At 66.3% G+C, this 20,312-nt stretch carries 17 protein-coding genes; 6 read left to right on the top strand and 11 right to left on the bottom strand.

Annotated features, from left to right (window positions below):
- Positions 1 to 2: 2 nt before the first annotated feature.
- From secA to mtrA, 6 genes are all read right to left on the bottom strand, one after another.
- Complete coding sequence (secA, locus tag AOP74_RS07840) at positions 3 to 2,816, bottom strand: preprotein translocase subunit SecA (protein ID WP_061961723.1); 2,814 nt, start codon at positions 2,814 to 2,816, stop codon at positions 3 to 5.
- A 141-nt stretch (positions 2,817 to 2,957) separates the two neighbouring features.
- A complete protein-coding gene (gene hpf, locus AOP74_RS07835; RefSeq protein ID WP_061961722.1) occupies positions 2,958 to 3,635 on the bottom strand; it encodes a ribosome hibernation-promoting factor, HPF/YfiA family in 678 nt (225 codons plus the stop codon).
- Positions 3,636 to 3,812: 177 nt separating this feature from the next.
- Positions 3,813 to 4,484, bottom strand: coding sequence for a ComF family protein (locus AOP74_RS07830; RefSeq protein ID WP_061961721.1), 672 nt, complete (start codon positions 4,482 to 4,484; stop codon positions 3,813 to 3,815).
- 107 nt (positions 4,485 to 4,591) lie between these two features.
- Positions 4,592 to 6,295 carry an LpqB family beta-propeller domain-containing protein gene (locus tag AOP74_RS07825; protein ID WP_061961720.1) on the bottom strand — a complete coding sequence of 568 codons (1,704 nt, stop codon included), beginning with the start codon at positions 6,293 to 6,295 and terminating at the stop codon, positions 4,592 to 4,594.
- Between the two features lie 8 nt (positions 6,296 to 6,303).
- Positions 6,304 to 7,989: an MtrAB system histidine kinase MtrB gene (gene mtrB / locus AOP74_RS07820; protein WP_061961719.1), complete on the bottom strand. Its 1,686-nt coding sequence runs from the start codon at positions 7,987 to 7,989 to the stop codon at positions 6,304 to 6,306.
- Entirely contained in the window at positions 7,986 to 8,669 is a 684-nt protein-coding gene (gene mtrA, locus AOP74_RS07815) for an MtrAB system response regulator MtrA (RefSeq protein ID WP_061961718.1), read from the bottom strand. Before mtrA ends, mtrB begins: the two co-directional genes overlap by 4 nt.
- Before the next feature lie 99 nt (positions 8,670 to 8,768).
- Here mtrA and AOP74_RS07810 point away from each other — a divergent pair, with 99 nt between their 5' ends.
- Genes AOP74_RS07810 through AOP74_RS07790 form a run of 5 tightly spaced genes read left to right on the top strand, consistent with a single transcriptional unit; the run spans position 8,769 to position 14,128 of the window.
- Positions 8,769 to 9,914, top strand: a complete 1,146-nt coding sequence (locus AOP74_RS07810) for a hypothetical protein (protein WP_061961717.1) — start codon at positions 8,769 to 8,771, stop codon at positions 9,912 to 9,914.
- The gene (locus AOP74_RS07805) at positions 9,880 to 10,545 is read left to right on the top strand and encodes a DUF4129 domain-containing protein (protein WP_152649217.1); all 666 of its coding nucleotides are present in this window, start codon (positions 9,880 to 9,882) and stop codon (positions 10,543 to 10,545) included. The genes AOP74_RS07810 and AOP74_RS07805 overlap by 35 nt, the downstream gene beginning before the upstream one ends.
- Positions 10,542 to 11,768, top strand: a complete 1,227-nt coding sequence (locus AOP74_RS07800) for a DUF4350 domain-containing protein (protein ID WP_082096116.1) — start codon at positions 10,542 to 10,544, stop codon at positions 11,766 to 11,768. The genes AOP74_RS07805 and AOP74_RS07800 overlap by 4 nt, the downstream gene beginning before the upstream one ends.
- Positions 11,765 to 12,832 carry an AAA family ATPase gene (locus tag AOP74_RS07795; RefSeq protein WP_061961714.1) on the top strand — a complete coding sequence of 356 codons (1,068 nt, stop codon included), beginning with the start codon at positions 11,765 to 11,767 and terminating at the stop codon, positions 12,830 to 12,832. The genes AOP74_RS07800 and AOP74_RS07795 overlap by 4 nt, the downstream gene beginning before the upstream one ends.
- Positions 12,833 to 12,835: 3 nt before the next feature.
- Positions 12,836 to 14,128: a DUF58 domain-containing protein gene (locus AOP74_RS07790; RefSeq protein WP_061961713.1), complete on the top strand. Its 1,293-nt coding sequence runs from the start codon at positions 12,836 to 12,838 to the stop codon at positions 14,126 to 14,128.
- A gap of 19 nt (positions 14,129 to 14,147) precedes the next feature.
- On the opposite strand, the gene AOP74_RS07785 is transcribed toward AOP74_RS07790, so the two are convergent.
- The gene (locus tag AOP74_RS07785; protein ID WP_061961712.1) at positions 14,148 to 15,143 is read right to left on the bottom strand and encodes a stage II sporulation protein M; all 996 of its coding nucleotides are present in this window, start codon (positions 15,141 to 15,143) and stop codon (positions 14,148 to 14,150) included.
- Positions 15,144 to 15,180: 37 nt separating this feature from the next.
- Here AOP74_RS07785 and AOP74_RS07780 point away from each other — a divergent pair, with 37 nt between their 5' ends.
- Complete coding sequence (locus AOP74_RS07780; protein ID WP_061961711.1) at positions 15,181 to 16,005, top strand: RDD family protein; 825 nt, start codon at positions 15,181 to 15,183, stop codon at positions 16,003 to 16,005.
- Between the two features lie 82 nt (positions 16,006 to 16,087).
- On the opposite strand, the gene ahcY is transcribed toward AOP74_RS07780, so the two are convergent.
- The 4 genes from ahcY to AOP74_RS07760 are packed head-to-tail and all read right to left on the bottom strand — an operon-like array spanning position 16,088 to position 20,262.
- Entirely contained in the window at positions 16,088 to 17,533 is a 1,446-nt protein-coding gene (gene ahcY / locus AOP74_RS07775; protein WP_061961710.1) for an adenosylhomocysteinase, read from the bottom strand.
- Positions 17,530 to 18,459, bottom strand: a complete 930-nt coding sequence (locus tag AOP74_RS07770; protein WP_061961709.1) for a cation diffusion facilitator family transporter — start codon at positions 18,457 to 18,459, stop codon at positions 17,530 to 17,532. Before AOP74_RS07770 ends, ahcY begins: the two co-directional genes overlap by 4 nt.
- Before the next feature lies 1 nt (position 18,460).
- Positions 18,461 to 19,879 (bottom strand): phosphomannomutase/phosphoglucomutase, encoded by a 1,419-nt coding sequence (locus tag AOP74_RS07765; protein ID WP_061961708.1) that lies wholly within the window; start codon positions 19,877 to 19,879, stop codon positions 18,461 to 18,463.
- Between the two features lie 17 nt (positions 19,880 to 19,896).
- Positions 19,897 to 20,262 carry a DUF3499 domain-containing protein gene (locus tag AOP74_RS07760; RefSeq protein ID WP_061961707.1) on the bottom strand — a complete coding sequence of 122 codons (366 nt, stop codon included), beginning with the start codon at positions 20,260 to 20,262 and terminating at the stop codon, positions 19,897 to 19,899.
- Between the last annotated feature and the right edge of the window lie 50 nt (positions 20,263 to 20,312).

The raw sequence follows: 20,312 nt of genomic DNA, 5'->3' as shown, positions 1-20,312 counted from the left end.
CGTTAGTCCTCGTTCTTCCCGTGGCACATCTTGTACTTCTTGCCGGAGCCACAGGGGCACGGGGCGTTCTTGGCAGTGCCGGGGAACGTTGTGCCGTCGTCGGCGGCCTTCGTCGCACCACCACCGGCGGGCTTCTTCACCGTGGCAGAACCATCCTCGGACGGACCCGAGTAGGTGAGAGCTCCCATCTGGGACTGCATCATCGCGCCGGGAGTACCAGTGGCGGTCGACACGGAGCGGCGGTGCTGCTGCTGGGCCGGAGCGGCGGCGGCGGCGGTCTTGGCCGCGGAATCCGCCGTCACAGGTGCGGTTTGCTGCGCCGGCTCGCGCTTCTCGACGCGGTACAGCACCTGAAGTGACTGCTCCTTCACGCCATCGAGCATTGCCTGGAAGAGTTGATACCCCTCGCGCTGGTACTCAGTGAGAGGGTCGCGCTGGCCCATCGACCGCAGGCCGATGCCTTCCTTGAGGTAGTCCATCTCGTAGAGGTGCTCACGCCACTTGGCGTCGAGAACCTGGAGCACGACCTGGCGCTCAGCCTTGCGAGTAATCTCCTCGCCGAGGCGCTCCTCGACCGCGTCGTACTGCACCTTGGCGTCAGCGATGAGCTCACGCTCCAGGAAGCCGGTCGTGAGGCGGTCGATCCCGCCCACTTCCTCGATAATCTCTTCCTCGGTCAGGGAGACCGGGTAGATCGTGCGAAGGTCCTTCCACAGGGCCTCGAGATCCCACTCGTCGGGGTTGCCGACCTGGGTGGTCGAGCGCACGTAAGCACCCACGACATCCTCGATGAAGATCGGCACCTGCGTTCCGAAGTCCTCGCCGTCGAGCACCCGGCGGCGCTCGCCGTACACGACGGTGCGCTGCGAGCTCATCACGTCGTCGTACTTGAGGATGTTCTTGCGGATTTCGGCGTTGCGGCCCTCGAGCTGTGCCTGAGCGCTGCGGACACCGCGCGTGAGGACCTTCGACTCGATGGGCATGTCGTCGGGGATCGCCGACGAGTTCATCATGTTTGCCGCAAGTCCCGACTGGAACATGCGCATCAGGTCGTCCTCAAGGGACAGGTAGAACCGCGACTCACCCGGGTCGCCCTGGCGACCGGAACGTCCACGCAGCTGATTGTCGATGCGGCGCGACTCGTGGCGCTCGGTGCCCAGCACGTACAGACCGCCGGCTTCGAGGACCTCGTCGTGCTCCGTGCCGACATCGTCCTGCGCCTGCTGCAGAACTTCGTTCCACACGCGCTCGTAGTCCTCGGGATTCTCCTGCGGGTCAATTCCGCGGGCGTTCATCTCCTGCACCGCACGGAACTCGGGGTTACCGCCCAGCATGATGTCTGTACCGCGGCCCGCCATGTTCGTCGCGACCGTCACCGCGCCCTTACGACCGGCCTCAGCGACAACTTCAGCCTCTTGGGCGTGCTGCTTCGCGTTCAGCACCGAGTGCTTGATTCCGCGCTTGCGCAGCTCCTTGGACAGGCGCTCGGACTTCTCGACGGACACGGTGCCGACCAGCACTGGCTGGCCGTTCTCGTTGCGCTCAAGGATGTCCGCGATGACGGCGTCAAACTTGGCCTGCTCCGTCTTGTACAGGAGATCAGCCTTGTCGGCGCGCACCATAGGCTTGTTCGTCGGGATTGGCACAACGCCCATGCCGTAGGTGCTGTTGAGCTCGGCGGCTTCCGTCTGTGCCGTACCGGTCATACCTGCCAGCTTGTTGTACTGGCGGAAGTAGTTCTGGAGCGTGATCGAGGCGTAGGTCTGGTTTTCGGCCTTGATCTGCACGCCCTCTTTCGCCTCGATGGCCTGGTGCAGGCCTTCCGAGTAGCGGCGTCCCTTCAACAGACGACCGGTGTGCTCATCGACGATGTCGACGTCGCCGTCCTGGACCACGTAGTCGCGGTCGCGGCGGAACAGTTCCTTCGCCTTCACCGCGTTGTTCAGGAAGCCGATCAGCGGCGTGTTCTCGGGCTCGTAGAGGTTCTCAATGCCGAGCGCGGCCTCAACCTTCTCGATTCCGGGCTCGAGCATGCCGACGGTGCGCTTCTTCTCTTCGACCTCATAGTCCTCGTCGACCACCAGGTCACGAGCAATACGTGAGAACTCCGTGTACCAGCGACCGTGGTCAGCGGATGCGGGGCCCGAGATGATCAGCGGGGTACGCGCCTCATCAATGAGGATCGAGTCGACCTCATCGACGATCGCGTAGTTGTAGCCGCGGTGCACGAGCTGACCGGGATCCAGGGCCATGTTGTCGCGCAGGTGGTCAAAGCCGAACTCATTGTTAGTGCCGTAGGTGATGTCCGCTGCGTACTGCTTGCGGCGGTCCTCGGCGGCCATGCCGGACAGGATGCAACCGGTCTCGAGGCCAAGGAAGCGGAACACGCGTCCCATCAGTTCTGACTGGTACGAGGCCAAGTAGTCGTTGACCGTAACGATATGGACGCCCTTGTCCTCAAGCGCGTTGAGGTAGGCGGGGAGGGTGGCGACCAGGGTCTTACCTTCACCGGTCTTCATCTCGGCGATGTCGCCGCCGTGGAGGGCGGCTCCACCCATGATCTGGACGTCGAAGTGACGCATGCCGAGCGTGCGGCGCGACGCTTCGCGAACCGCGGCGAAGGCCTCTGGCATGAGCGACTCGAGGGACTCGCCCTGCTCGACGCGCTCCTTGAACTCGTCGGTGAGGCCGCGAAGCTCCTCATCCGTCATCTCCTCGTAGGCACTCTCCAGCGCATTGGTGAGAGTGACCACCTTGTTAAGGCGGCGAAGGATGCGTCCCTCGCCTGTCCGGACGATGCGGTCGATGACAGACACGTAATGACTCCTCAAGTCTTCAGTCAGATCCGCATCCCATCGTAGGCGCTAGAGCCAGCCCGGCTATCCGCGTCTCGCTGAGGGCGCAAAGGCCCCCGCGGGCCGCACGCCGGCGATGGCTCCGGCGTGCGGCCGGGGTTGCTAGACCTGAGCGCTGTCGAGCACGGGCGCGGCAGCAGAATCGGTTTCGAGGTGGATGACGCCGTAGGTCCAACCGCGGCGGCGGTAGACGGCGGACGGGAGGTCAGACTCCTCGTCGTGGAAGAGGTAGAAGTCGTGGCCGACCAATTCCATCTGATCGATCGCGTCGGACACCGACATGGGCGCCCCGGAGTGAGTCTTTGAACGGATCACGATGGGGGTGTCGTCGATTGCCACTTCGCGGGTGTGGCCCTCGGGTGCACCCTCCCACTCCTGGACAGACTCCAGAGGGTCGGGTTCAGGAGCCGACGGCGCGGACTCCAAGCTGGCGAGGTCCGACGACACGACTTCGTGAAGCGAGGGCTTGTGGTTGTGACGCTTGGAGTGGCGCTCACGGCGCTTGCGCAGTTGCTCGAGGATGCGCACCTGTGCGCGCTCGAGGGCAATCATGCGATCGTCAGCGTCGGCCTCTGCACGCAGAATTCCGCCGGGTCCGTGGAGCGTGATCTCGACGCGTTCACGGTTGCCAGACAGGTGCGGATTGCGCTCATGGACGACGTGGACTTCAGCACGGTTCATGCGGGGGGCCATTTCTTCGACCTTCTCCATACGTTCGAAGATGGTCGTGCGCAATTCTTCAGAGACCTTAGTGTGGCGTCCGACAACGGCGATGTCCATGATGAAGCTCCTTCGCAGTGCAATGTGGGCTGGGGGGTCTGTCTCCGCCCAGCCTGGGGTGATCTCGCGGCGGCGCCTTCCGCGCCTGCAGGCATCACCTCCCTGACTCGAAGGTGCGGCACGTTGTCGTGCCGACTGCTCCCACCCTAGCCCGCGATGAGTGATCGCGCGAGGACCTTAGGCACATGCCAACACCAACGCCCCCACCACCCGCACGTGGCGTTCGCGTAGAGCCAAGACACACGCCGCGAGTGTCGCTCCCGTCGTGATCACGTCGTCGACCAATATGACGTCGTGGGCCGGTGAGCGACGCACCTGGACGGCGCCCTGCGTGGAACGCCAACGCTGCCTAGCAGACGCGCCTCGCGACTCACCCCGGCCCACCGTGAGCGCACGCACCATCGGCATTCCGCCCGCACGCGCAGCCGCAGTCGCGAGCCGGCCTGTCAGGTCAGCCCCGCGCCGACGCACCGATCCTGGCCGCGACGGCACCGGAACCACCGCGACACGGTCGAGCCCAAGGGTGCGCGCTTGGCGGCCCATAGCATCGGCGAAGAAGGCGTCGAGATCGCGCCGCCCGCCGTCCTTCCACGCGGCAACCGCCTCGTGTTGCTCGCCTGTCAGCGGCACGATCGCCCACACCGGAAGCAGGGCCCCGTTGTCGACCATCAAGCGCGGCGCGTCCTCTTCGCACCGCAACGGCGCCTCCCACCATGGGGCGGCGCACTCGTCGCAGATTCGCTCGTCGAAGGCGCCACAGCCAGCGCACTCGACGGGCACGAGGCAGCGCGCAAGATCTCGCCCCGCACGCGCCAACGGGTGAGGCAGCCACCACGGAGAACGGTCCATAGCACCAGCGAATACCAAGGGAGCAGGCGCGGGCTATTGATACGGGCCGATGCTCGAGTAACGGGGCCTTCGCGCCCACCTGGGGACGAGGGCAAGCAGGCTACGAACTACCCCGCGTAGGCCAGGTCGGATACCCCTTCGAGGGCCACGGTCCACGAGGTTCCCGAGCGCTCTTCGACGGTGCCGTCAGCGCCAGTGGCCACCAGGGATGTCACACCGGTACGGGCCGACAGCCCGGTGGCCTCGCGCACGGCGGCAAGCGTGGACGTCTCGCCGCCCACGCCGACAGTCCATAGCGGCGATGCGGTGCCCTCGACCGCTTCGCCCAGAACCGCGAATGACAGGTCGTCAAGCCACGTGATCTCAATTCCCGAGCCCACACCGGCGCCCACTGCGATGGGTTCACCCAACGCAATAGGCACGCCGCTTTCGTCCCGCACAACGGCCGCCACCTCGAGGATGGGCTGACCTCCCGAACGTGACTGCACGGCAATCATGGTTCCGCTTCGCGACAGGGCCATCGCATTGATCGCCCGGCCCGCCAACCACTGATCTCCAAGCTCCACGGATTCGCCGCCGCTGACCGCGATGGTCAACGGACCGCCTAACCGTGAGGCGACCCACAGGTGGCCATACGGATCAAAACTGGGATCCACAGCATCGGCCGACGCCACGGCCAAGGTGGCCTCAATGGTTCCCGTCGCGCCGTCGGTTGCGGAGGGATCGATGAGCCCGTCCCAGCCGCCCGACAACGCGTTCGTGAGATACACGCCGTCATTGGCGACGTAGGCGGCCTGTGCGCCCGAATAGTCGCGCGCGACTCCGTTGGCGCCCTCGGGCAAGAGCCCAATCTCTGCGGGCGTGACCCTGACATCGGTGCCGTCCCACAGCCCCAAACGTCCATCCGTCACGATCGCCGCATAGCGGTCGGGGATGGGCGGCGACTCCAGGGTCACTTCCACATCGTCCGCGATGGGAAGTCCGCCAATGCGCACGTCCACTTCGGTGACATCGGGCAGGGTGGTCAGGGTCAAGGTCAGTTGCTCATCCGCGAGCGCACGTTCCGTCAGCGTCCCCGCCGACTGGGCCGTGAGGTCGACGGTCGCGACTCCGTCGGTCACGACGACGGACTCCACCGCGAGCGCTGCTGTCGCCGGGAAGCCGGTCTCCACGGCATCGGCCAACCATCCGGACGGCCCTTCGATGAGTTCGCGCGCGGCGGCCGTGGCTGCGAAGTTGTCGGGTAGCCACCGCAGCTCATACGCTGCGGTCGACAGGTCGGGCGTCGCAAATGTGAGCGGCACCGGGCGGTAGAAACTGTCGAAGTTCGCCTCGGAGATGACGACGCCGTCGGCGAGCTCGGCGATGCGCCACTGGCCGTTCTCCTCGACAATCGAGAACTCAAGCTGGGCGACTTCTCCCTCGGTGGCGTCCACGAGCCGGCCGGAGTCATCGACTGTCGACCCCAGGGGCACCTCATACGTGACGGTGCCCGCGCCCTCGTCGAACTCGGGAGCAACGGAACCGGAGTCATAGACCGTGACCTGGGCGCTCGGGTCCCAACTCGCGGCCGCCTCTGAGGTCAGGAACTCTCGTGCGATCGAGAAGTCGGTTGCGACGCCTCCCGCCGAGGCCGTCAGGAATCCGGTCACGATCGCGGCTGGATCATCCTGCGGAGCGGGGCCCTGGACGATGGGCTCGAACGGCTCGACGGGTTCGACGTCACCGTTGCCCTCCGCGACCGGCCCCTCTGAGGGAATGGACGCGCATGCTGTCAGCGACAGCAATGCGGCTGTTGCGACGACTGACATTGTTCGCCTCATTCGTCACCGTCCTCGTTGCGGGTCGTTGCTTCGTGCTCGGGCGCCATCACTTCGTTGTCAAAGCCTGCCGCAATGAAGTCCACTTCGGGACCCACCTCCTCGAAGGCTCCTTGGCGCATGACCAGCGGCAGCGGCTGGTTTGTGCCGATCCCCTCGTGAGTGCGCGGCAGCAAGAGCCGGAAACTCGCTCCCTGGCCCGGCGATCCCCACACTTCCAGTTCACCGCCATGCAGCTGCGCATCCTCGAGAGCAATCGACAGGCCGAGCCCCGTTCCGCCGAGCGTGCGCGCTCGCGCAGAGTCAGCCCGCCAGAATCGATCAAAGACGCGGTCCACCTGTTGCGGGGTGAGCCCTACGCCAAAGTCCCGGACTACGACCGCAGTGGAACGCCGGTCCGAGCGCACGGAGACGTCGACCCGGGTGTCCTGAGCGTGTTCGACGGCGTTCGACAACAGATTGCGCACAATGCGGCCCACACGCGGGCGATCAATCGACGCGGTGTGTGCACCCTCTGCGATCCTCAGCCTGATGGGCACGCCCATATCCGCAGCCACCGGAAGCATCGCCTCGACTTCATCACGCACCAGGTCGGCCACGTCCATCGACTCGAATTCAAGCTGGGCCGAGCCCGCGTCGATGCGGGAGATCTCGAGCAAGTCCGCCAACAGCGCCTCGAAGCGGTCGAGCTGCGCGCTGAGCAACTCCGAAGAGCGCGCCACCGCAGGCGGGAAGTCTGCACGTGAGTCGTACAGGACGTCCGATGCCATGCGGATGGTGGTCAGTGGCGTGCGCAGTTCATGGGAGACGTCGGATACAAACCGGCGTTGCAAGCGCGACATGCGTTCCATCCGGGTGATCTGGCGCTGGAGCGATTCCGCCATCTCGTTGAACGTCTGGGCGAGCGTGGCCATCTCGTCGTGGCCGCGCACAGTCATGCGTTCGCTCAGGCGTCCCTCCGCCAGGCGGGCGGCCACGCGGGACGCGCGACGCACCGGTCGCACTGCCTGTGTCGTGACAAACCAGGTCATGGCCAGTACTAGCAAGACCAGGACCACGCCACCGAGAGCGAGGACGCGCTGGATGAGTTCGAGTGTGGCTTGTTCGTCGGCCATCGAGTACACGAAATACAACTCGTACGGACCAGCAATACCGAGGTCCAGACTCGAGCCCACGACAATGCCAGGAGTGTCCGTACCTGGCAGTTCCACAAACTGCCACGGTTGTGCGACACCGCTGTCGACGGCCTCACGCATCTCTGGGGACACGGCAAAACGCAGGTCAGTCGAGGACTCACCGACCGTCAGCGGCACCGACGACGTGTTGTCGGGGCTACGCATCATCACGAGACCACGGTTGTCGCCGCCCAGGGTGCTCAACTCGATCAGCAGCTCGTAGACGAACGTCTGCATCTCCGCGGGGTTGGCCGCGGTCGTCGTTTCCGCGCGCTGCTGCGCGATCGTCGCGTCACGGGCACTCTCTGACAGGACCCGCTCGACTCGGTCATCGACAAGTCCGTCACGAATCTCGCTTGTGACATAGGCGCCCAGCGCGAGGACCGCACCGATGCCGACAACAAGAGTCGACGTGATGATGCGTAGGGAAAGGGAGCGTGACCAGCGCCGTGCCGCCGACCGCAGCGGGGCGACGATGGCGCCCGCAACAGATCGGGTGGCCTCAGTCACGACTGATGCGCGCCTGCTTTATACCCCACTCCACGCACCGTCTGAATGATCTCGGGGTGCTCGGGGTCCTGCTCGATCTTGGCGCGCAGGCGCTGAATGTGGACATTCACGAGGCGGGTGTCCGCCGCGTGACGGTAGCCCCACACATCTTCCAAGAGCACCTCGCGAGTGAAGACCTGCCCTGGCGCACGCGCCAGGGTCACCAGGACATCGAACTCGAGCGGGGTGAGAGGAATGACGGCGCCATCGCGAGTCACGCGGTGGCCGGTGACGTCGATCTCGAGGTCCCCTATGCGGACCGTGGCCGGCACGGCATTGTCGTTGCGACGCAGACGAGCACGCACGCGTGCAATCAGTTCACGTGGCTTGAATGGCTTAGGAATGTAGTCGTCGGCCCCAGACTCGAGGCCCAGCACGACGTCCACAGTGTCTGACTTCGCGGTCAGCATGATGATCGGTACGCCAGACTCGGCACGGATCTCCCGGCAGATGTCGATGCCCGAACGTCCGGGCAGCATGAGGTCGAGCAAGATCACGTCAGGGTTCGAGTCTCGGTATGCCTGCACAGCTTGATCCCCGTGATCACAGAACACAGGGTCAAAGCCGTCTCCGCGAAGGACGATTCCCGTCATCTCCGCGACTGCAGGATCATCATCGACCACCAGGATGCGCGCCGTCATACAGTCATCTTGCCATGCTCAGGGCGCGTCACTGTGGAACCAGACGCTGAGCGTGCGCGGCATGGCAGGATGGGGCCGCACGGCATTCAAGGAGGGCACATGACGGAGCAACACCGCGGCGATACGTCACCGCAGTGGCCAGGGGCGGCGCCACAGCAACCATCGAGTGGTGACACACCCGCGTGGAACGCTCCGCCCACTGCTCCCCCTACGTCACCGGCGCCTGGCACCGCAGCCGCGCCAGCATCGGCCGGAGCCCCGCAATATGGAGCGCCGCAGCAGCCCGCCATCCCCACCTACCGGTCCTGGCAGCCTGGAATTATCCCGCTGCGTCCGCTGTCCTTTGGCGACTTTCTCGCCGTGCCATTCAAGGCAATGCGGTTCGCCCGCGCCACGGTGATTGGCGCCCCGGTCTTGTTCAGCCTCATCTCCATGGCCCTGTTGGCCGCGATGATGTGGTCAATGTTCTCGAGCTCCACGTTGGGCGTCCTGGACCCCACGGCGACGGGCACTTTCACTGGCGGCACGATCGTTCTGGGTGTCATCGCTCTTGTCGCGGCGCTCGCAACCGACGTGTTGTCGACGGCATTCATTGCCCCGGGTGTCGCCCGCGCGGTGCTCGGCGAGAAGCTCTCCATGGGACAGGCGTGGCCGCTCGTGCGGCGCCGCCTGGGCTCACTGATCGGACTGTTCTTCCTGATGGGCGCCCTCGTCGTGTTGGCCATGCTGGTCGCGATGTCACCATTCCTCTTGCTCTTGGCGGGAGACAGCACCCTCGGCGGCCTTGGAGTGGCCATCGGTATCGCACTCCTGCTAGCGCTGATCCCCGTAGGCCTTGCTGTCACGGTCGCGCAGGGAGTTGCCCGCGCGATCATCGTTCTCGAGAACGTGTCGATGGCCACTGCGCTCAAGCGACTGCCCGGACTCATGCGCGGCCGGATCTGGTGGTCGCTGCTGATCGTGTTTGTGGGCGCGCTGTTGATCGGTATCGCGACGTCCATCCTTCAGTCCATCGGGCAGTTCGGCTTCATGTTCCTGGCGTTCGCGCTCCCAGAGTCTGAACTGGTCGCGATCATCGGCATCATGTTGCTGTTCGGGGTGATCTACACACTCGCCACCGCCATCACGTACGCCTACCTCGGTTCCGTCTACACGCTGATCTACATCGACGTGCGCATGCGCCACGAAGGCTTCGACATGGACTTGGCACGTGCCGCTGAGGCGCGCGCCGCGCAACGGTATTGAGTCAATGCGCCTGAGCATTCCCGTCGATCCCGACGCTGATGAAGCCAGCCGGTGGGCAGAGGATGAGCTAGCAAAGCCGGAGTACGCCGAGCAGGGCCCGTCCTTGCTCGACCGCTTCTACGCCTGGCTCGAGGAGCTGCTGTCCTTCACTGACGGTGTGACCGCAGGCATGCCGCCCATGGCGGTCCTGATCGGGATCGTGCTCGCAGCGGGCGTGGTTGCCCTGATCGTATGGCTCGTGATGGGACCGCTGCAGCGCAGCCGCCGCTCGGCCGCTGGCGCGGCGCTGGACCCCGACGATGCACGCAGCGCAAACCAGATGCGGGAGGCCGCCCAACAAGCCGCCGCCCGTGCCGACTGGGATACCGCCGTCATGGAGATGTTCCGCGCAATCGCCCGCGGTGCCCACGAACGCGGAATCATCGACCTGTCCGAAGGCATGACCGCCCACGAGGCAGCCGAGGCCATCGCTCGCGCGACGGTCGACGGCGCAGTTGCGGTCACCGTGGGCGCTGACTTCGACACCGTGCGCTACAGCACCGGAGGGCTCACGGAAGCCGCATGGTTGCGCGCACGCGAGGCTGACTCGCACCTAGCCCGAGCCGCGCGCGTCACGGCGGTGGGCGCATGACCGCGACTTCGACCGCATCGCCAACGGGCAGTTCCCCGGAGTACACGTCCGCGCAGGTGCGCCCAGGAGCCGCGGCCCAGGTGCGGCAGCATCCCCTCATCACAGCGGCGGTCGTGCTCCTCATCATCGCCGTCACCCTGCTGGTGTGGGGCAACGAGCCCGAGGACACGACGGCGTTGTCGCCTTATAACGCGGGGCCGGAAGGCGCGCGGGCGGCCGCTCAGATCCTCGGGGACCAGGGCGTGAACGTGCGCTACGTCAGCACCCTCGCCGCCACGTCAACCGCCGCAGCGGATTCGACGACCCTCGTCATCGCTTCCCCCGACTTCCTTGGGCGTGATCAGGTCGAAGCGATCCTCGACTACCCCGGTGACATCGTGTTCCTGGGTTCCTCGCGCGCTGTGTCGCAAGTGGCCGGGCTCGGCACGGACAGCGGTGGAGACTACGTCGAACCGACCGCCATCGCAGCAGGGTGCTCCGATCCGGATGCGCAGGCGGCCCAGGAAGTGACGGTGTCCGTGGGCGCTATCGCCGATGCGGGCGGCAGCGGTGTGGAAACCTGCTTCACGACCCCCGACGGTTACAGCGCCTACGTCACTGCGAACGACGGCGACCGCACGGTCCGCGTCATCGCCTCGACGGACATCGTCACCAACGCCCATCTTGCAGAACAAGGCCACGCGGCGCTCACGCTACGAGCCCTCGGTCATCAGCCATCCATCGTCTGGTACGTCGGCAACCTGTACGACCTCTCCCTGCCCACGTGGGCAGGCGACGGTGAGGCGCCCGAGGACTTCGAGGTCTCGCCCGATGCCCTCCCGCCGTGGTTTGGCCCGCTCGTCTTTATGGCCTTCCTCACCGTGCTCGTGGCCGGCCTGTGGCAGGGCCGCCGGTTCGGGCGCCTCGTCCCAGAGCCACTGCCCGTGATCGTCCCCGCAGCGGAAGCTGTGCGCGGTCGCGCCCGTCTGTACCGCCGCGCCGGAGACGTTCCCCACGCCTGCGCGGCGCTGCGAGCGCAAACTGCAACACGCATCGGCCGCCGCCTCGGGGTGCCCCGCTCGGGGAACGCCGATGCCCTCATCGACGCCATCCACCGGGCCACCGGACGCCGCCGCGAGGACGTCGCCCGGCTCTTGGCCGGCCCACTGCCACAAAAGTCCACTGACATGATGACCATGATCAAGGAGCTCGACTCCCTGGAAAGCGAGGTTCACCGACCGTGACCGAGACCCCCGAGCCCACTGTCCCGAACGGCAATGACGCCCAGACCCAGGCGACCACGGCTGCCCAGACGCCCCCAGCATCGGCCCCCGTCAGCGACTCCCCGTCGCCACAGGCCGTCGATGCTCGCGACGCACTTGGCCGTGTCCGCACCGAAGTCTCACGCGCCGTCGTGGGTCAGGATCAGATTGTCACCGGCCTGATCATTGCTCTCCTTTGCCGCGGACACGTCCTCCTCGAGGGTGTGCCGGGTGTCGCGAAGACCCTGATGGTCCGCACCCTGGGGCGGTCGCTTGACCTCGACTTCTCGCGCGTGCAGTTCACGCCGGACCTCATGCCGGGCGATGTGACCGGATCACTGATCTACGATGCGCGCACGGCCGCGTTCTCCTTCCGCGAGGGCCCCATCTTCACGAACCTCATGCTCGCGGACGAGATCAACCGCACGCCCCCCAAGACGCAGTCGGCGCTACTGGAGGCCATGGAAGAGCGCCAGGTGACTGTTGACGGCGAGGCACGCGAACTGCCCGATCCGTTCCTCGTGATCGCGACGCAGAACCCCATCGAATACGCGGGCACCTACCCGCTGCCCGAGGCGCAACTGGACCGCTTCCTGCTGAAGTTGCCCGTCGACCTCCCTGCGCGCGACGCCGAGGTTGACATTGTCCGCCGCCACGCCCAGGGGTTCAGCCCACGGGACCTGGCCGCCGCGGGGGTGAACGCGGTGGCAGGCTCGGGGGACCTTGAGAAGGCCCGCCAGGCCGCCCAAGGCGTTGCTGTGTCCGACGAGGTCGCGGCGTACATCGTCGACGTGTGCCGCGCGACGCGCGAGTCCGCATCTGTCGCCGTGGGAGCTTCGCCGCGTGGTGCGACCGCGCTCATGAACACCTCCCGTGCGTGGGCGTGGATGCGTGGCGGCACCTTCGTCACACCGGATGACGTCAAGACCCTCGCGCACTGGACGCTCGCGCACCGCATTCAGCTGCGTCCAGAGGCCGAGCTCGAAGGCGTCAACGCGACTTCTATCCTGTCCTCCGTCCTGGCCGCCGTTCCCGTCCCCCGCTGAGCCATGTACATCACAGGTTGGACGGTGCTGGCAACGGCGCTGGGTGCAATCCCGGCGCTGTGGGTGCACACCCGCACGTTCGCGTGGGTGTGGGTCATCACGGTGCTCGTGATCGCCCTGATCGACGTCTGGATGGCGCCGTCGCCCACGAAGGTGGGACTGCGCCGGCGACCCGTGGGCTCGGTGCGGCTGACCGAGAGCACGTCGTCCGTAGTCGACATCGCCAACCTGTCCAACCGACGAATCCGCGGTGCGGTGCGCGACGCGTGGCAGCCCTCTGCCGGAGCCACCAACGACCGGCACCGGCTCACGTTGGCAAAGGGGGCGTCCACCCGCATCACCACCGTCTTGCGGCCGACTCGCCGAGGAGACCGCCGTGCCGACCGCGTGACGATTCGCACGGAAGGGCCGCTGCGGCTCGCCGGTCGCCAGCGCTCTCTCGACCTGCCGGGCATGGTGCGGGTGCTGCCGGAGTTTGCGTCGCGCCGCCACCTGCCCTCGCGCGTGGCTCGATTGCGCGAGCTCGATGGTGAAACCGCCATCCAGATCAAGGGCGCCGGTAGCGAGTTCGACTCGCTGCGCGAATACGTGGTCGGTGACGACGTCCGCACAATCGATTGGCGTGCCAGTGCGCGCCGCGCGGACGTCATGGTGCGCACGTTCCGCCCCGAGCGCGACCGCAGGGTCGTGACCATTCTCGAGACCGGTCGCACCAGCGCGGTGCGCGTGGGCGACGCCCCACGCCTCGACTCCGCAATGGAAGGCGCCCTACTCCTCACGGCGCTCGCCACCCGCGCGGGGGACCGCGTGCAGGTCTCGGCCTTCGATCGCACCGAACGCGCCCGCGCCCTCGGGGTCAGTGGCCCGGCCGTCATGCCCCAGCTTGCCGAGGCGCTTGCCACGGTGGACCCCTCGCTCGTGGAGCCGGATTGGCCGGCCGTGGTGCGCCTGGTGCAGGAGCGGACAAGCCAGCGGGCGCTCGTGGTGCTGCTGACCGCCGTGGATTCAACCTCGGTCGACTCCGGCCTCGTGGAAGCGGTCGAGGCTTTGAGTGCGCGGCACGTGGTGTTGGTGGCCTCTGTCGAGGACCCCGTCGAGTCGGCGATGCTGACCGACCGCGAGGACACCGCTGCGCTGTATGGCGCCGCTGCGGCTGGCCGCGCATCGCTTGAGCGCGAAGCCGTGACGAACCGCTTGCGTCAGATTGGTGCGGAGGTCCTGTCAGCCGCGCCAGACGATCTGGCGCCGGACGTGGCTGACCGCTACCTCGCGCTCAAGGCATCAGGCCGGCTCTAAGGGCCGATGCTTCGGTGACTTAAGCGGCGACGTCCACCTTCGCAGTGGCAAAGTCCCCGTCGGAGTCTCCCGTAGCCCCGGTCGACACGGCGTGGCGGCCAAAGACGAAGATGTAGATCCAGAACGCCGCGCACGCGATGACTCCGATCGCGACCTTCACCGCCCACGGGATCCCCGAACCGGTGATGTAGCCCTCGATCAGCCCTGAAATCAACAGGACGACGGCCAGCCCAATCGCCACGGCGAAGGCAGCCCTGCCCTCTTGAGCCAATGCTGTCCCGCGTTTGCGTCCGCCCGGCGCGAGCATCGTCCAAAACAACCGCAACCCCGTGCCCGCAGCGACGAAGACCGCAGAGAGCTCAAGCAGGCCGTGCGGGCTGATGAGCTGCAGGAAGACCGGCAGCAACCCGGCCTCCGTCATGATTGCGGCGCCCGCACCCAGTTGGAGAATTGTGTTGTACATCAGGTACGCCGGATAGAAACCTGTGATGCCCAGCGCGATGCACTGCGCGGCAATGAACCAGTTATTGGTCCACACCCGCGCCGCGAACGACGTTGAGTCGTACTCCACGTAATAGTTCGCGTACTCAAACTGCGCCATCTGCGCGCGCTGCTCGGGAGGGCCGGCCAGGGCCATCGCCTCAGGGTTGGACAGCATCCACCATGCGCAGATCGCCGAGCCCAGCACCACAGCGAGCGTGACGCCGATCCCCCACCACCGGACGCGGAACATCGCCGCCGGCAACGTGATCGTGGCGAAATGCCGGATGGTGCCGGTGGAACTCGTGTGAGCACCCGTGAGCCACACGCGTGCCGAGGACAGCAGGATGGACAGGCGCGCAATCAAGCCAGGGTCAGGCGCGGCCGACTTCACTGCGGCCAAGTCTGCAGCCGTAGCTTGGTAGAGGCGAGTGAACTCGTCGGCCTCCGCCCCTGTCAGTTTCCGTTGCTTCGACAGCGCACGCAGGCGGGCCCACCGCGCATCGCGGGCTCGGGAAAAGGAGTCGACATCCACGCCGCTACGATGCCATAGACGAGCCGACTTAGGGGGCATGACTGTGGACGACGACGAGATTCTCATTGGCGAAGGTGTCGCAATCGACACGGCCGCCGCTCCCGTCACGCTCCGTATGCTCTCCGGCGGACTCGATGCGCTGGTCTACGGACTCTTCACGTTCTCGCTCATGGGCGCGGTCCTCAACACCATCGGCGGCGCACTGAACAGCGCGGCCCAGGGCGCCGTCGTCATCGGCTTGCTCGTCATCTGCCTTGTGCTAATCCCCGCTCTCGTGGAGACGCTGTCGCGCGGTTCCTCTGTGGGACGCATCGCGGTGGGCCTGCGGATCGTGCGTGACGACGGCGGCCCGGCCTCCTTCCGCCACTCGTTTATCCGGGCGTTCACGGCAATCGCCGAGGTCTACATGACGCTGGGCGTGATCGCGATTACGACCTCCACGCTCTCGGCACGCGGCAAGCGGCTGGGCGACATGCTCGCCGGCACCTACTCAATGCGTGTCCGAGGGGCCCCCAAGCCGTTGCCCCCGATTCAGATGCCGGCCCAGCTGGCGCCGTGGGCCAACGCCGCGGACATCCGCCGCCTACCAGACGGCTTGGCACTCACCTGCCGCACGTTCATCGCTCGAGCACCCGGATTGCGCCCCGACGCCCGCGCCCGGCTCGGCAACGAGTTGTTCGCGAGTCTTCGCGAGTACGTGTCGCCGGCTCCCCCGGCGGATGCGCACCCGGAGTACGTCATCGCAGCCGTGCTCGCCGAGCGCGGCGCACGCGAGTTCGTCATCGAGCAACGCCGCCAAGGGCGCATCGCGCGCGAAGACCAGCGCGTCAGCACCCTGCCGTACGGCCTGCCTGACGCCTAGGCCTCACCCTCCTGGTGAGGCAACCGACGCATCGGGCCGATGCCTGGGCGACCTCTTCCGCGAGGTCACCCAGGAGCGTGGCTTAGTAGCGGTAGTGATCGGCCTTGAAGGGTCCGTGCTGTGGGATTCCGAGGTAGTCGGCCTGGTCCTCAGTGAGCTCTGACAGCTTCACGCCGAGCGCGTCGAGGTGGGTGCGCGCGACCTTTTCGTCGAGCACCTTGGGCAGACGGTGCACGCCGAGCTGATACGCGTCGAGGTTGTTCCACAGCTCGATCTGCGCGAGCACCTGGTTCGCGAACGAGGTCGACATCACGAACGACGGGTGGCCGGTGGCGTTGCCGAGGTTCAGCAGCCGTCCCTCGGACAGGATGATGACGCTGTGACCGTCCGCGAACGTCCACTCGTCGACCTGTGGCTTGATGGGCTGGTGCTTGGCGCCCGAGCGAGCCAGGCCCGCCATATCAATCTCGTTGTCGAAGTGGCCCACGTTGCCGACGATGGCCTTGTCCTTCATCGCGGCCATGTGGTCAACGCGAATGATGTCCTTGTTGCCAGTCGTCGTGATGAAGAAGTCGGCGCGCTCGACGACGTCCTCGATGCGGGCGACCTCGTAGCCGTCCATGACCGCCTGAAGCGCGCAGATGGGGTCAATTTCGGAGACCACGACGCGCGCGCCCTGGCCGCGTAGGGCCTCGGCGGCTCCCTTGCCCACGTCGCCGTAACCGGCGACGAAGGCCACCTTGCCGCCCATGAGGACGTCCGTGGCGCGGTTGATGCCGTCGGGCAGTGAGTGACGAATGCCGTAGCGGTTGTCGAACTTGGACTTGGTGACCGAGTCGTTGACGTTGATCGCGGGGAACAGCAGGTCTCCGCGGGCGTGCATCTGGTCCAGGCGGTGAACGCCGGTGGTGGTCTCCTCGCTGACGCCGACGATTCCGGCAGCCATGCGGGTGAAGCGCGTGGGGTCTACTGCCAGGGAGCGACGGATGATCTTGCGCATCCCCTCGACCTCGACGTTGTAGGACGGGTCGTCCTCGTCCACCGGAGCGGGAACGGAGCCGGACTTCTCAGCCTTGACGCCCTCGTGGACAAGCAGAGTGGCGTCGCCGCCGTCGTCGAGGATGATCGTGGGGCCGTCGTGGCCCTCCCACGTGAGGATCTTGTTGGTGTACTCCCAGTAGTCGTCGATGCTCTCGCCCTTAATGGCGAACACCGGCACCCCGGCGGGAGCGGAGTAGGTACCCTCGCCTACGACGATCGCAGCAGCGGCATCGTCCTGCGTGGAGAAGATGTTGCACGATGCCCAGCGGACCTCGGCGCCCAGCGCGGTCAGCGTCTCGATGAGCACCGCGGTCTGCGTGGTCATGTGCAGCGACCCAGCGATGCGGGCGCCCTTGAGAGGCTGCGCGTCGGCGAACTCGCTGCGCAGGCCCGTGAGGCCCGGCATCTCAATTTCCGCCAAGCGGATTTGGTGGCGGCCGGTCTCTGCGAGGGCGAGGTCGGCAATGACGTAGTCGAGCTGTGTCACTCGGGGATCTCCTTGATGGCGTGTCTGAGGTCGGGTTCGATAAATATCAGGCGTGCGGCGGGAACGGCGGAGCGGATCCGCGCCTCGACATCGTCGATGTCTGCCGCAATGGTCTCGATGGTGCTGTGCTCCGCGACGCCCACCTTGGCGGCGATCATCACGTCATCGGGACCCAAGTGCATTGTGCGCAGGTGGATGATATCGGTCAGCCGCGACTGGGCGAAGGCGTCGCGAATCTGCGCGAGGTCCTCGCGCGTCACCGACTCCCCCATGAGGAGCGACTTCGTTTCGCGAGCCAGAATGATGGCATTCGTGATGAGGAGCAGGCCAATCATCGCGGTGCCGACGGCGTCCCACAGACCGTCGCCTGTGATCAGCGTCATGGAGACACCGAAGAAGGCGAACACGAGGCCCACGAGCGCGGCGCTGTCTTCAAGCAAGATCACGGGAATCTCAGGTGAACGGGAGCGACGGATATACGTGAACCAGCCAAGATTTCCCCGGTTCTGGTTAGCTTCGCGGATCGCCGTGCGAAGTGACAGTCCTTCAAGCACCATCGCCATGAGCAAGACCACGAGGGGCACCCATGCCCATGAATCGATGGGCTCGGGGTCGTGCCACTTCTCCCACGCCTCGTACAGGGAAAACAGTCCACCGAGCGAGAACAGCATGACGGCGACCAGGAACGCGTAGTAGTAGCGGTTGCGGGCGTAGCCAAAGGGGTGGGTGTCATCGGCGGCGCGCGTCGCCGCGCGTTTGCCCACCAGCAGCAGAAACTGGTTTCCGGAGTCGACGACCGAGTGGATGGCCTCGGCCAGCATCGAGGACGCCCCCGTGAGGGCCCACGCACCGAACTTGGTGACGCCAATACCGAGGTTGGCGCTGAGTGCCGCCAGGATGGCTTTAGTGCCGCCCTCCGCAGACATGTCAGGCCTCGCGAATCACGGCCAGCAGCGCATCTCGCTGGCGCTCCATCACCTCGGGGTCGGCAGCTTCGACATTGAGCCTCAGCAGCGGCTCGGTGTTGGAGGCACGGACGTTGGCCCACCAGCGCGGCTCGCTGTCCCAGTGGCTCAGCGTCAGCCCGTCCATCTCGTCGACTGCCACGCCGTCGCCTGCGAAGGTTTCCCGCACGCGCTGCGTCGCCGCAGCGGCATCCGCCACGGTCGAGTTGATTTCACCACTAGCCGTGTACGGGTCGTGGATCGCAAGGAGTTCGCTCAGGGGCTTGTCCTGCGCTCCGAGAGCGGCGAGGACGTGCATCGCGGCCAGCATGCCGGAGTCCGCATAGAAGAAGTCGCGGAAGTAGAAGTGCGCCGAGTGCTCGCCGCCAAAGACCGCGTTCAGCTCTGCCATCTGCGCCTTGATGAACGAGTGGCCGACCCGCGAGCGCGCCGGAATCGCGCCTGCCGCTTCGAGCTGCTCGGGCACCGCGCGAGAGGAGATCAGGTTGTGAATCACCGTCGCCTGGCGCCCGGCTTCGCGTTCGCGTGCAGTTTCGCGCAGGCCCACCAAGGCGGTGATGGCCGATGCTGGGACCACCTCGCCACGCTCGTCCACAGCGAAGCAGCGATCTGCGTCGCCGTCGAAGGCGAGGCCGATGTCGGCGCCATGTTCGCGCACGGCGGCCTGCAGGTCGACGAGGTTCGCGGGATCAAGCGGGTTGGCCTCGTGGTTGGGGAACGTACCGTCCAGCTCGAAGTACAGCGGCACGATCTCGAGCGGGAGCGCCTCAAGCCCCGCTGCGTTGCCCAAGACGGCGGGCACGGTGTAGCCGCCCATCGCGTTGGCGGCGTCGACGACGACCTTGAGGGGCCGAACATTTTCAAGCGGTACGAGCGAGCGCAGAAAACTGGCGTAGTCGCCCACGGTGTCGCGCTCGCTGAAGGCGCCCACGGCATCGGCCTGCGGCACTCCGTCAGCGAGGTAGCGGGAGGCGAGCGAACGAACCTCGCCGAGACCCGAGTTCTCCCCCACTGCTCGCGCCCGTGAGCGGCACATCTTCATGCCGTTGTAGGCGGCCGGGTTATGCGAGGCGGTGACCATCACGCCTGGCAGATCGAGGACTCCGGAGGCGTGGTAGAGACCGTCTGTAGAGCACAGCCCGATCGACACCACGTCGACGCCGCGCGCGTTCAGGCCCGCGGCAATCGCCTGTGCCAAGCCCGGCCCCGAATCACGCATGTCGTGACCAATGACGACCTGCGACTCACCATCGGGAAGCACCACAGCATCGGCGAATGCGGCGCCAATGGCCGTCGCAACCTCGTGCGTGAGATTGTCGCCCACGATCCCGCGGACGTCGTATGCCTTGATCAGGCCGGACAGGTCAGGTGCGTCGTTCACGCACCCAGGCTAGCCGGTCAGGCGTCGCCGGACACCACACGGAGGTGACCACGACGCGGCTCCGACGCAACGGGAGCCGCAGTCGGGGGCTGGGGGGCCAGCGGTGCCGGCGGGCGCCCGGCCTCACGCACGGCGCGCGCCAACGCGTCGAGATCGTCCGGGCTTGGCCCGGGGTCAACGAGGTCTTGGTGAATGTGGACGACGTCCCAGCCGCGCGGAGCCGTGAACCGCTCGGCGTGATCGGCGCACAAATCGTAACTATGCGGCTCGGCCTGCGCAGCCATCTGGCCCACCACCACCGTGGAGTCCTCATAGACATACGTGAGGGTCGCCGCGGCCGGTGAGGCGCAGCTGGTGCGGGAGCACTGACGGGAAGACTTCACGACTCGGACGGTACCTCCTCGCCTAGGCGCGTGTGGCGCAGGCGCGCCGG

This window comes from Demequina flava (assembly GCF_000975035.1).
Classification (GTDB): Bacteria; Actinomycetota; Actinomycetes; order Actinomycetales; family Demequinaceae; genus Demequina; species Demequina flava.
This window is presented reverse-complemented; position numbering and strand designations above follow the sequence as displayed.

Bases quoted from the DNA above. Each gene is read 5' to 3' on its own strand.
- hpf (WP_061961722.1), bottom strand. From the start codon at position 3,635: ATGGACATCGCCGTTGTCGGACGCCACACTAAGGTCTCTGAAGAATTG.
- AOP74_RS07830 (WP_061961721.1), bottom strand. From the start codon at position 4,484: ATGGACCGTTCTCCGTGGTGGCTGCCTCACCCGTTGGCGCGTGCGGGG.
- AOP74_RS07825 (WP_061961720.1), bottom strand. From the start codon at position 6,295: ATGTCAGTCGTCGCAACAGCCGCATTGCTGTCGCTGACAGCATGCGCG.
- mtrA (WP_061961718.1), bottom strand. From the start codon at position 8,669: ATGACGGCGCGCATCCTGGTGGTCGATGATGATCCTGCAGTCGCGGAG.
- AOP74_RS07810 (WP_061961717.1), top strand. From the start codon at position 8,769: ATGACGGAGCAACACCGCGGCGATACGTCACCGCAGTGGCCAGGGGCG.
- AOP74_RS07800 (WP_082096116.1), top strand. From the start codon at position 10,542: ATGACCGCGACTTCGACCGCATCGCCAACGGGCAGTTCCCCGGAGTAC.
- AOP74_RS07790 (WP_061961713.1), top strand. From the start codon at position 12,836: ATGTACATCACAGGTTGGACGGTGCTGGCAACGGCGCTGGGTGCAATC.
- AOP74_RS07780 (WP_061961711.1), top strand. From the start codon at position 15,181: ATGACTGTGGACGACGACGAGATTCTCATTGGCGAAGGTGTCGCAATC.
- AOP74_RS07770 (WP_061961709.1), bottom strand. From the start codon at position 18,459: ATGTCTGCGGAGGGCGGCACTAAAGCCATCCTGGCGGCACTCAGCGCC.